The organism is Bacteroides faecichinchillae JCM 17102, assembly GCF_000614145.1.
GTDB lineage: Bacteria > Bacteroidota > Bacteroidia > Bacteroidales > Bacteroidaceae > Bacteroides > Bacteroides faecichinchillae.
Window position 1 is genome coordinate 25,624 of the sequence record NZ_BAKK01000018.1, and the last position, 12,673, is coordinate 38,296.

The 12,673-nt window shown below is 39.8% G+C and carries 10 protein-coding genes and 2 pseudogenes; 7 read left to right on the top strand and 5 right to left on the bottom strand.

Annotated features, from left to right (window positions below; genetic code table 11):
* Positions 1 to 6 precede the first annotated feature (6 nt).
* From JCM17102_RS23300 to JCM17102_RS27190, 7 genes and pseudogenes are all read left to right on the top strand, one after another.
* A complete protein-coding gene (locus JCM17102_RS23300) occupies positions 7 to 465 on the top strand; it encodes a DUF2059 domain-containing protein (protein ID WP_033886754.1) in 459 nt (152 codons plus the stop codon).
* 81 nt (positions 466 to 546) lie between these two features.
* Positions 547 to 1,830 (top strand): peptidase U32 family protein, encoded by a 1,284-nt coding sequence (locus tag JCM17102_RS10810; RefSeq protein ID WP_025075129.1) that lies wholly within the window; start codon positions 547 to 549, stop codon positions 1,828 to 1,830.
* Between the two features lie 4 nt (positions 1,831 to 1,834).
* Positions 1,835 to 2,244, top strand: a pseudogene (locus JCM17102_RS27185) (acyl-CoA thioesterase).
* Complete coding sequence (dprA, locus tag JCM17102_RS10820) at positions 2,234 to 3,355, top strand: DNA-processing protein DprA (RefSeq protein WP_025075130.1); 1,122 nt, start codon at positions 2,234 to 2,236, stop codon at positions 3,353 to 3,355. Before JCM17102_RS27185 ends, dprA begins: the two are co-directional and overlap by 11 nt.
* A 28-nt stretch (positions 3,356 to 3,383) precedes the next feature.
* A complete protein-coding gene (locus tag JCM17102_RS10825; protein ID WP_025075131.1) occupies positions 3,384 to 4,634 on the top strand; it encodes a thioredoxin family protein in 1,251 nt (416 codons plus the stop codon).
* A gap of 605 nt (positions 4,635 to 5,239) precedes the next feature.
* Positions 5,240 to 6,097 carry an endonuclease/exonuclease/phosphatase family protein gene (locus tag JCM17102_RS10830; protein ID WP_245798534.1) on the top strand — a complete coding sequence of 286 codons (858 nt, stop codon included), beginning with the start codon at positions 5,240 to 5,242 and terminating at the stop codon, positions 6,095 to 6,097.
* Positions 6,098 to 6,182: 85 nt separating this feature from the next.
* Positions 6,183 to 7,045 (top strand): annotated as a pseudogene (locus tag JCM17102_RS27190) (alkaline phosphatase family protein).
* A 350-nt stretch (positions 7,046 to 7,395) separates the two neighbouring features.
* Here the strand turns inward: JCM17102_RS27190 and JCM17102_RS27195 are convergent.
* The 5 genes from JCM17102_RS27195 to JCM17102_RS10855 form a co-directional block, all read right to left on the bottom strand.
* Positions 7,396 to 8,565: a DUF3863 domain-containing protein gene (locus JCM17102_RS27195; RefSeq protein WP_051572882.1), complete on the bottom strand. Its 1,170-nt coding sequence runs from the start codon at positions 8,563 to 8,565 to the stop codon at positions 7,396 to 7,398.
* A 221-nt stretch (positions 8,566 to 8,786) separates the two neighbouring features.
* Positions 8,787 to 9,464 (bottom strand): sialate O-acetylesterase, encoded by a 678-nt coding sequence (locus tag JCM17102_RS31570; protein WP_275564377.1) that lies wholly within the window; start codon positions 9,462 to 9,464, stop codon positions 8,787 to 8,789.
* 320 nt (positions 9,465 to 9,784) lie between these two features.
* Positions 9,785 to 10,762: a sialate O-acetylesterase gene (locus JCM17102_RS31575; protein ID WP_275564372.1), complete on the bottom strand. Its 978-nt coding sequence runs from the start codon at positions 10,760 to 10,762 to the stop codon at positions 9,785 to 9,787.
* Positions 10,763 to 10,775: 13 nt separating this feature from the next.
* Entirely contained in the window at positions 10,776 to 11,450 is a 675-nt protein-coding gene (locus JCM17102_RS10850; protein WP_025075133.1) for a DUF4998 domain-containing protein, read from the bottom strand.
* Positions 11,451 to 11,468: 18 nt separating this feature from the next.
* Positions 11,469 to 12,665 (bottom strand): DUF5000 domain-containing lipoprotein, encoded by a 1,197-nt coding sequence (locus JCM17102_RS10855; protein WP_025075134.1) that lies wholly within the window; start codon positions 12,663 to 12,665, stop codon positions 11,469 to 11,471.
* Between the last annotated feature and the right edge of the window lie 8 nt (positions 12,666 to 12,673).

A 12,673-nucleotide genomic window follows, 5' to 3' on the forward strand; every position in this document is an offset into this window, starting at 1 on the left:
AGAATTATGAGAAAAGGTCTGTTTTTAACAGCTGTAAGTATGATAATGCTTTTCGCTACTGTAACTTCGGTTTATGCACAAAGTGATAATAATAAAGAATATAGAGCAACGTTGGAGAAGATGATGAATCTTTCCGGCGCTTTGGAAGTTTCGAAAACGATGGTGCCGCAAATGGTAAGTATGATGAAACAATCTGCACCGGGTACAGCGGACGCTTTTTGGGATGATTTTGCTGCTAAATGGAAAACAAAGTTCGCTGATAGAATGGTAGAGCTTTATGTTCCTATTTATCAGAAATATCTGACTATAGATGATCTAAAAGATTTGATTGCATTTTATGAAACTCCAATTGGTAAGAAATTGGCAGAAGCTACTCCTAAGATGACTATAGAAGGAATGCAGTTGGGACAGAAGATTGGTATGGAAATGGCGACAGAACTTCAGCATGAGTTGAAGGCCCAGTAAGATAAATTAAGTCGTAGATACAGATAAACTTTGTACCTTTGCACTTTCTTATCACATTTTAATGATTATCTGACAGTACTGATGGATATTACAGATTTTGAAATTATGGCCCCTGTTGGCTCACGTGAATCTTTGGCGGCCGCTCTTCAGGCAGGCGCCGATTCCATATATTTTGGTATAGCAAACCTGAATATGCGTGCTCGTTCGGCCAATACATTTACCATTGATGATTTGCGCGAGATTGCACAGACTTGTGACGCGCATGGAGTGAAGAGCTATCTGACTGTAAATACGATTATTTACGATAACGATATCCCTTTAATGCGTACTATTGTGGATGCAGCAAAGGAAGCAGGAATTTCTGCAGTTATTGCTGCTGATGTGGCAGTGATGAATTATGCTTATCAGATAGGACAAGAGGTACATCTTTCCACACAGTTGAATATCTCTAATGCGGAAGCATTGAAGTTTTATGCTCAATTTGCAGATGTAGTAGTTTTGGCTCGTGAATTGAATCTGGAACAGGTGGCCGAAATATACCGCCAGATTCGTGAAGAGAATATCTGTGGTCCGAGCGGCGAGCAACTTCGTATTGAGATGTTCTGTCATGGTGCACTTTGTATGGCTGTTTCGGGTAAGTGTTACCTGTCATTGCATGAGATGAACCATTCGGCCAATCGCGGTGCTTGTATGCAGGTATGCCGTCGTTCCTATACGGTTCGTGATAAAGAAACCGATGTAGAGCTGGATATTGATAATGAATATATCATGTCGCCGAAAGACTTGAAGACGATTCACTTCATGAACAAGATGATGGATGCAGGCGTACGAGTGTTCAAGATAGAAGGGCGTGCTCGTGGTCCTGAATATGTGCGTACAGTTGTAGAATGCTATAAGGAAGCGATTAAGTCATACGTGGAAGGAACTTTTACCGATGAGAAAATTGCTGCTTGGGACGAACGGTTGAAGACAGTATTTAATCGTGGTTTTTGGGACGGTTACTATCTGGGACAGCGTTTAGGAGAGTGGACACGAAACTACGGTTCGGCTGCTACAGAGCGTAAAATCTATGTAGGTAAAGGAATCAAATATTTCTCTAATATCGGTGTCTCTGAATTTTTGGTGGAGGCTGCCGAAGTCAGTGTCGGTGATAAACTGTTGGTTACAGGTCCAACTACCGGTGCTCTGTTTATGACTTTGGATGAAGCACGTGTTGATCTGGAACCGGTGCAAACCGTAAAAAAGGGTGAACATTTCTCTATGAAGTCTGACCGTATACGTCCTAATGACAAACTGTATAAGTTGGTATCGACCGAAGAACTGAAGAAATTTAAAGGGCTCGATATCGAACAGAAGAGAGGATAAAGTCATGAATCAGTATATATATGAGTTGGAAATGAAGGTTCGCGACTATGAATGTGACCTTCAGGGCATTGTTAATAATGCCAATTATCAACACTATCTGGAACATACCCGTCATGAGTTTTTGACTTCGGTAGGTGTTAGTTTCGCTGCTCTCCATGAACAGGGAGTCGATCCGGTAGTGGCACGTATCAATATGGCTTTCAAGACTCCATTGAAAAGTGGGGATAAATTTATCTCGAAGCTATTTATGAAAAAGGAAGGTATCAAGTACGTATTCTATCAGGATATTTCCGGAAAAGTGATAATAAAGTAGTAGTGAAATCCACTGTTGAAACGGTATGTGTGGTAAACGGACGTTTGAGTGACAGCGAATTATTCAACAATGTCTTTGCACCATACCTAAATGACCGATAACGAAGAAGAACAGATTTATAGTATTGCTTTGACTATGGTGCCCGGTATCGGGCATATAGGGGCAAAGCGTTTGATAGATGGCATGAAAAGTGCCACTGATGTATTTCGTTTCCGTAAAGACCTTCCCGATCGATTACCGGATGTTAATGAACGTATCATAAAAGCCTTGGACTGCCCGCAAGCTATTGCACGTGCTGAACAAGAGCTGGAATTTATTCAAAAGAATCGTATCCGTTGTCTGACGTTTATTGATGAAAACTATCCTTTCCGTCTTCGTGAATGTGAGGATGCTCCTATCGTTCTTTTCTTTAAAGGTAACGCTGATTTAAATTCGCTACATATTATAAATATGGTCGGTACGCGCAATGCTACAGAATATGGTACTCAAATTTGTACTACCTTTTTACGAGAATTGAAAGCTTTTTGTCCAGATGTATTAGTGGTTAGCGGACTGGCTTATGGAATTGACATTCATGCGCATTGGGAAGCTCTCGCAAATGAATTGTCTACAGTCGGAGTTCTTGCTCATGGATTGGATCGTATTTATCCTTATGTACATCGAAAAACAGCTATTGACATGCTTGATAACGGAGGACTTCTGACTGAATTCGTCTCCGGGACAAATCCGGATCGTCATAATTTTGTGAGTCGTAACCGTATTGTTGCCGGAATGTGTGATGCTACTATTGTTATTGAGTCTGCAGAGAAAGGAGGTTCCTTAATCACAGCCGAACTTGCCGAGGGATATAACCGGGATTGTTTTGCTTTTCCGGGTCGTACCAGCGATGAGTACTCTAAGGGATGTAATCAGTTACTTCGTGATAATAAGGCTTCTCTGCTTCTTTCTGCCGAGGACTTGGTTAAAGCAATGGGCTGGAATAGTGATTCTTATTCAGTAAAAGTAGAAAGTGTTCAACGTAGTCTTTTCCTTGATTTATCCGTTGAAGAACAAAAGATAGTTGACCTTTTGGAAAAACAGGGTGATTTGCAGATCAATGCTTTAGTGGTAGGGACGGACATTCCTGTCCATAAGATGAGTGCCCTTCTTTTTGAGTTGGAGATGAAAGGAGTGATTCGTGTATTGGCTGGAGGGATGTATCAGTTATTGTAACTTTAATTATTAACCTAATATATTCAAAATGAAACGACTTTTTTTTGTATGTACCATAGTTATGTATATACTATCCGTTCAAACGATACAAGGACAGCGGGTAGTACCTGCACAAGGTGCACAGATGACACCTGCTCAGGGAATGCAAATGACTTTTGCAAAAACGGATGGTGTTGCTTTTCGTGAACTTTCTTTTTCAGAAGCCTTAAAAGTGGCTAAGGCAGAAAACAAACTACTTTTTGTCGATTGCTTCACTACGTGGTGTGCCCCTTGCCGGAAGTTGTCCAATGTTGTTTTTAAGGATTCTTTGGTAGCCGATTATTTCAATAGCCATTTCGTGAATCTGAAAATGGACATGGAGAAAGGTGAAGGGATAGAAATCAAAAAGAAATATGAGGTGCGAGGTTATCCTACTTTACTTTTCTTGAATTCAACAGGTGAAGTAGTATATCGGCTCTTAGGTGCTGACGAAGCTCCCGAATTACTGAAAAAGGTGAAACTGGGTGTTGAGTCCGGTGGATTATCGGGATTAAGAAAGCGTTATCAATCGGGTGAACGTGATTTAGATTTTGTCGGCGGATATATCAATGTTCTTGCTGCTGCTAACTGTGAAAAAGAAGCGGGGAAGGTAGCTACTGATTTCTTACAAGGAAAAGAACAGAAATTATTGGAAGATGAGGCTTACTTTTGGATATTCTATAATTATGTACATGATATTAACTCTTCTGCATTTCTGTATATCGTAAGTCATAAAAAAGAGATTGCTGACAGATTTCCTCGTCAGGCTGCTGCTATTGATCGTAGGTTGCTTGAAGACTGGATTGATGGTTCATATACTTTCCTGAAGGTGGATGAATCGAAGCATTGTATCTTTGATGAGCAGGGGTTGAATGCCTATGTTGCACGTATGAAACAAATGAATGTAGCGGAAGCTGACATGATAGGTGAGAGTTTGCGCCTTAAGAAAGATGCTATGATGAATCAATGGGATTCATTTGTAATACGTGGAGATAAACTGCTTGCTTCAAATACGATTCTTGGGGATGAAGGACATTTGTTGCAATGGGTTAAATGGCTCGATAAAGAATGTGAGGATCAGTCATTGCGTGAGAAAGCCGCTAAATGGTGTGATAAAGCTTGCGAAGATTTGATAAAAAGAAATGAGGAAATAAAAAAGAATTTACCTCCCAGTGCGATTCCGGCCATTTCTATGGTAGACTATAAAGGGCAATTGTTGCAAATAGCAAATAAACTAAGAAAGCCAATAGAGAAAGGTTGATAGACTGGTATAAAAAAGGAGCAACGCCTTGCTCCAACCTTTGTTAACCTTAAATCTAATACTATGAAAAAAATCACATAACAAATGTATGTCTTTATGACTATACATCCAAATAAATTGTTCGCATTTGTTTCTCTTTTGATTTCTTTCACTGTTTTTCACTGTTATCGTACACGAAAATAAGACAGGTGAGTTTCCGTAATCAAAGAACCTATATAATATAGAGTTCGACAAATTGAAATGGGGATTCCTTCATCGTCATGTTTTTATATATTATTCTAGTATCCAAGTCGTTGCATCTCGTCATCTTTTTTTCTTAGTTTTCTGTATAGATATATGAGATACTTCATAATCAAAGAAGGAAGATTATGAGAACGAAATTCGTTCAATACGAAAATATCTTTGAAAAATATTGGGACTTTGTAGACTTTATGGTTACTTTTACTCAAATTTCTTTTGTTACCGGTTTGACAGTATTAGAATAGGTGAATTGTACCATATCACCGTGTTTTACCAATTGATCTGAAAACGAGTATTTTGGAGATGTAGGTCTATTGAAAGTTATAGAATTAAGAGTATCAAATTAAGTTAATCAGATAATAATTATGAAAAATAGATTTATGTGTTTTCAAATAAGAATTGTGTTTGTTATCATTGTATGTTTGTTTCCTGTTTCACAACTGTTTGCACAAACCTTCCCGAAAGCTAAGAATGCAATACGTATATTAACTTACAATACCCATTATTGCAAAGGGGCAACAGATCCCGGTGCAATTAATAAAGAAAATACAGAAAAATTGGCTCAGGTTATCAGAATGATGGATGCAGATATAGTTGCACTGCAGGAATTAGACAGTGCATCCGTACATAGGGGTTCTAGATATCTTTTAAAAGAAATCGCTGATGCGACCGGGGTTGAATATGTTCCGGTATATGGTAATGCTGCGTTATTTGATGGGGGAAGTATTGGTTGTGGGGTGTTGATTAAGAAAAATCTGCCGATACGTAAAAAAGAGATTATTCATTTGCCGGGTGATGAGACGAGGGCTGCTGTCAAAGTAGAATTGAAAAACTTGATTTTTATTGGAACACATGCTGATTTGAATGACAAGATGCGCACCGAAGGTGCTCAAATAGTGTGTGATAACATAAAGGATGAAAACAAAATAGTCTTGTTGGCCGGTGATCTGAATGATTCACATCGTTGGACTAATGGTGGAATTGCATTTCCTGTATGGTTGGAAAGTTTTAGTGTTATAAGTGATGTTGTGGGCAATTCAATTCCCGGGAGAACTGATGATGGGGCGTTAATCGATTATATTCTTTTGGCAAAGAATAAGAAAGCATCTAAGGTAAAAGTTCTTCAAACTCATATATTACGTTCGCTGTCGGTTGATGGTAAAGAAATAGATACTGCAACAATCTCAGACCATTATCCGGTTTTTGTAGATATTAAGTTTTAAGTTTTTTTCCAATGAAATGTTTTAAGTAATTAATAGTACACTTATGAAAATAAATTCTTTTCTGCTGATCTTATTATTTATATTAATGTCCTCTGTTACTTCTTCCAGTCAAGCTAAGGAGAAAGCAAAACATGTTATTTTTATTGGACTGGATGGTTGGGGGGCTTATAGTGTACCAAAAGCTGATATGCCTGTTGTAAAGCAGATGATGGCGGATGGATGTTATACGCTAAAGAAACGTACCGCACTTCCTTCTTCGAGTGCGATCAATTGGGCTTCAATGTTTATGGGAGCGGGCCCGGAGTTACATGGGTATACGCAATGGGGGTCCCGGACCCCGGAACTTCCTTCGCGTGTAGTGAACGAACATGGAATTTTTCCTACGATTTTTCAGTTATTGAGGGATGCTCGTCCGGAAGCGGAAATAGGTTGCCTATATGAGTGGGATGGGATTAAATATTTAGTAGATACACTGGCTTTGAACCATCATGCTTTATCACCTGACTATACAGAAAAACCGGAGGTCTTGTGCCGTATGGCAGAAGTTATATCAAAGAAAAGAAACCTACATTACTTGCCGTTTGTTTTGATAATCCCGATCATGTAGGACATGGAGCGGGACACGATACACCTGCCTATTATGCTAAACTAAAAGAATTAGATACATATATCGGCCGGATTGTCAGCGCTGTGGAAGAGGCTGGAATGCTAAAACAAACAATCTTTATTATAACCTCCGATCATGGTGGAATCAATAAGGGGCATGGTGGAATTACTATGCAAGAGATGGAAACTCCCTTTATTATTTTTGGTAAGAATATAAAATCGGGTGGTGAATTCTCGGAAAGCATGATGCAGTATGATGTTGCTTCCACTATTGCGTCTATTTTTGGATTGAAACAACCGCAAGTATGGATTGGGCGACCGATGAAGCAGGTGTTTAAGTAGTATATGCTATTGGGGGCGGACTACTAAGCTGCATTTGTTTTCCAGTAATGAAATTCTTTTTTATAGTAATGGAAGTTTGTACAAGACCCGGGTGTCAAGCAAGGTCCGGTTACTAACAAAAAGAGAGAGGAATATAGGGCAATTAAAATTGGGTAACTGTAAAATTTGGATTCGATGACATACATGTTCTAAGATAACGATTTTAGAATGAATAAAAAAGCCCGAACTTGGGAAAGTTCGGATTTTTATAAGATTTAAAAGATAGCGCATTTTCAGACACTCTCTGACGGTTTATTGTATGCATTCGTGTAAGATAAATATACGCTATTCAAACCATTTCATATTTATATTCAATCAAATACCTCCGGATAATAGGAGCAGATCACCTCTTTTTGTATATCTGTTAGTTGATCGACACAAACAGGTTCATCTTGCTGACGAGTCCGTTTTTGATTTATCTCTCCATATAGTGTCCAATTGCGTGTAGACCCAGATACGGGCTCCTCTACTTTTACATCGTAGCGGGTAAAGTCAATCACAAATTTCTTACCGGAATTTAGATCTTTCAAGATAGCCAGTCTGAAACGTTTGTTCATATACCACATTATCTCTTTGTCGGCATCCGATCCGCCTATCCCTGATCCTCTTTCAAAAAAACGATAATTAAAGTCATTCTTTTTATAGGTGTCTCTCCATAAAAGTCCAAACTCTCCTTGAGTAACACATTTAACCTTCGGCCATCTTTGACGAATGGATGTCAACCAATCCGTCAGTCCCTGCGTATCAATGTCCAGACATAACTCCCAACAATTAGTAACCCATGCAAAATCATTCCGTTGAAAGCCATCGTCAAAATGAATAGCAGTTGTATGCATCATTTCCTGTAACCCCATATCCGCTCCATGAGCATCTAATGTTTCTATCGGTCCTACTCCCATTCTACTATTAACCCCTTCCGCAAACCCCTGCCTGCGTGCAGCTAAAAAGTCCATGGTCCAACCATCTAGGTTTACACAATCCACTTGATCCTTTTCTCCCTGGGCAGGCTTACAAAAATGTTCGATGGAAGGATAATACGGATAGGACACAGCACCGTCTCCATCTTGATTATCTATAGCATATTGGCTCCAAATATTCCCTTGACAAACATGTATGTTTTCTTTCTCTGCTAAATATTGCTGGTTCTTGGCAGATAAGAAACCTGCTAAAATACTTTTGGGCCTATAGGAGTCTCCTACGATCTCCGTTACCCGTTTTAAGCCTTCATGCAAATCACGATTCACCTGTTCAGTCGAATTATAAGCATTTGCAAAATACGCTCCGGGGATAAATGTAATCTCATCACCGTACTTATGATGATAATCAACTACCAATTGACGAATTTCCCGATAATTGGCCGTCGTATCATGCAATGCCAACCAACTGAAGGCCCAGGTAATCTTTGCTCCGGGAAAACCTTTTTCAACGGCATTACGAAACTGAACGACTCTTTCCGGGGTATGCCATTCACGCTCATCCACCCTACATTCTTGTCTCTTGTCACCTCTATCTGGTTAACGCGAATGACTGTATTTATAGTTAAAAAACGATTCCCCTGCAATTCCAATGTTGAGTTCGTGCAACTAGTTATCATTAATCCCAATAACCAACTGCAACCAATTTTCCAATACTTCATTTATTCTTATATTAATAATTTGTATTCCTATCAATGATCTCACAACAAACGATTAGGATTACCTTCTCACCATCTATCGGTCCGGAAAGAAGAGATCGGCAAACCGGATGTACTAAACAAATTACAAATCGGTGAATCTGCCCACCCGTAACGTACTGCAGCAGGAAGACTGACCTGCGCTGAGTGGACAATAATCTCATCACCATCAAAATGTGCCTCTGCCGGATAAAATTGATGATCGGTACCGGCAATCGCAAATCCTTTTAATGAGGCTTCCTTCCGGAATCCATTTCCTAAATCTTTGAATCGAATACGAATGGTGTTTCCTTCTATCCGATAAGTGTCATATACGGGCGCAGACGCATCTGTGATCTGTTTGTTATAAGTATCTCTTAATGCCAACAACGCCAAACGTCGTCCGACCTCCTGCTTGTTCTTAGGATGAATGTCTTTCTCATCTCCAATATCGGTGGTTATTGCCATACCTGTATGAGACAATGCTAGTGCCGCACTTTGCGCTTCCCGCACATAAGGCCATTTAGCATTCATGTCAATGAGAGATGCTTCTCTGAAAGCGGCAAGTTGCACGAAGTAAAATGGTAATGTCTGATTATTCCATTTCTGCCGCCAATCATTGATTAATGCCTGAAATAGATCTGTATATTCATAAGCGCGTCCCTCGTTACCTTCTCCCTGATACCAGATAAATCCTTTTATGGGGAAATTGATGAAAGGATGTACCATGGCATTGTAAAGAGCACCTGGAGTCAGAGGTGTAATTTGCGGTTTGGAAGCATAAAACGGCTGTAACTCCTGTCCGCTTGCCCCGACATTATATTTCCATTCTCCGGCTAATGCCGCTATCCGTTTCTTTCCATAACGGATATCCAGACTTTCAGGTACACCTGCGAAACCGCCTTCACCTCCAGTGTCTAAAACCCGTATAGCGATAAGATTACTCCCACTTTTCACCAATTCGCCCGGTACAGCATATCGTCGTTCTTTATCTACTCCAGTGGTCGATCCGATCTCCGTTCCATTGAAATAAACAACATTATCATCATCTATCCTTGACAAAGAAAGTTCCAGTGTTTTTCCCTGATAAGCGGACGGAACCCGGATCTCCTTTCTGAACCATACCAATCCGTCAAATCCTTCCAATCCTTGTGTCTCCCAATATCCGGCACATTCATACTTTTCCACTGATTGTCGTTATAGTCTGTAGTTGCCCACACTGCTTTTCCGTCTTTCATTCCCTTATCCAGCGGTGAAAGGTTATCCATCCACTTACGATATTCTTGTTGGAAAATCTCATTTGTATTCTTTTTTCCGTCAGACATTGCCGACATCTTCTCGGCATAGATTCGGTAATTGTTAACTTTCTTCAGCCCCTCATAGCTAACCCATGGTTCTGCCGGAGTTCCTCCCCAAGAGCTATGTACCAATCCAATAGGGATCTTCAGCTCCTCCCACAGTTTACGTGCGAAGAAGTAGGCGGTTGCCGAAAATCCGGGAATAGAAGACGGTGTACATTCCTCCCATCCAAAATCGATACCAGCATCCGTTTGTGGAACAAAATCTACGGCATGTCTTACTTGAAGTAGTCGGATAGAAGGGAAATCAGCATTGGCTATTTCTTGCTGATAATTCATAATCTTTCCCCAACCGCCTAATGGCATTTCCATATTAGACTGTCCGGAACAGAACCAGACTTCACCTATCAAGATGTTTTTCAGCACCAACTTCTTACCGTCCGAAAAAGTAAGCTCATAAGGACCTCCCGCTTTCGGTGTTTGCACATTCAAACTCCATTCTCCTTTTTTATCAGAACGAGTCTCATATTTTTTGCCGTCCCATCCTGTACATACGCTTACTTGCTTCAGTGGGGAAGCAATTCCGTATAACTTTACGGTCGTCTGCTGTTGAAGTACCATATTGTCGGTGAAAAAGGAGGGAAGCGTGACTTTCGCTTCCGCTGACACCAAAGCCAAACAACAGATAACCGTAACGAATGTTCTTTTAAATAAACCTTCAGATCTCATATTTAGTAGCCCTTTAGTTGTTTAAACTTTCATATTTTGCTGGGAGTGAAATATACTCCAAAGCGTCTTTATTAGGTTTAACACAAGTCGTAATTTTCAGTTGCGTATCAGGCTGAATATCAAAGATCTCTGTTTTCATGGTAAAAGCAGGTACTACGACTGTCTGTTTCTCGCCATCCCGATTCGTATACTCCAACAATACTTGCATGAGTGCAGGAATCTCATTCCACATTAATGTAAAACCTCCCTCTCCATTTGAAGCATAAGTATACGCCACTGGATTTTGAGCAGAAATAAATTTATCGCCATACACATTGGCCTGCAAAGTCGTAATAATGGAACGATTGTTATTCTTGTCCACTGTATACACTTCAAACACGTATAAGTCTTCTTCCAAATCTTCCAATAATATTGTCAATACATCCGTCTTTCCATATCCTTCCAGACTTTGTGTATATTGCTGGTCATTCCATTTTATGATTACTTCAGTAGCTGTTTCCGCATAATAAAGAAATCCTTCAAACTGTATTTTATGCAATCCTTCATGCACCTTTAAAGAATCAATCTTACCAACATAAGTAATCTCCCCGTTTCCCTGAAATTTCTCAAATGTTCCGACCAAATCAGTGCAAGAGAATAATGTGATAGATACACACAGTAAAACGATAATATATCTCATTTTTTTCATTTTATCCAGTTATTAAAATTACTTTATATATTGTCCCCAGAATTTCATCTCAGCAATACGCGAACATTCCATTCCCGACCACGATGATAAGGAAACAAAACGTACATAACGTATCGGTTTCATCAGCTCGTTATCAAATAAGAACTCATGCCCCTGTTGCGCTACCAAAATATCCTCTGCCGTATTAGGATCTGTAAACTCTCCTCCGGATGGTTTTTCTAGATGACCGTCCATCAATAATTCATAGTTTTCTTCTCTAAAAGGATCCAATCCTTCAGGGCAACCATATATTTCAAAATGACGGGGACAACCATGTTTATAAAAATCATCCTGAACCAGACGTTGCCATATTTTCATACGGCTTAACATTACGGTAGCTCCCATATCAATAGTAGTAGGGTGAGGAAATGCTTGAGGGTAATCCGTATGAGCAAAATCCATGGAACCATAATTATCATTAAAGAAGCAACTCCACTGGCCACCGAAGAAGGTCCAACGGACATCACCGGGAATAAACATTTCCTTAAATTGGGTGGCGTCAAGTAATTCTTCTTCTAATGGAGTCAGTTCAAATTCATAAGGTTCTGATTCATTTTCCCAACGGTCTTTCACTTTAACCACAAATTTAGAAGGCAGAGGTGACAACCCCCTGATAGCAAGAGGACCCTCTTTCTGCTCCGTATAATAAACATCATATAAACGCTGTCCTTCTGTCTCGGTATTCTCGTAATAAACCATAACAGAAATAGCATCTTTACCCTCATTCTTAAAATCCAGACTGAAACCGCCCCAGTCTACTATCGCTCTCAATGATTCCCGTATATTTACCACAGGAGGCGTATTTGGAACAAAAGCTATTTTTATTCCTTTGGATACATTCTCTGAACGATCTACAGCATAAACCGTCACTTCATGCTCGTCCGTATCTCCTATGCCTTCAATTTTTAACGAATCCACATATTTAGAGGAGCGGACCTCACGCGTCTCTCCTTTTTTAGTTTGGAACAAGGCTTTTACATAGGACAAATCCGAATCGTCTGGGACCTGATATTTTATAACAGCTCCACCTGAAATGCTTTTTATCACGACTTCCGATATATCTTGTGGCGGGGTCTGATCATCACATCCATAAGGAGCCCGTACTTCATCTTCTTTGCAAGATAACAATAATGTACATAATATAATGACATTCAACCATATTAGCTTTGTTTTCATATCCTTTC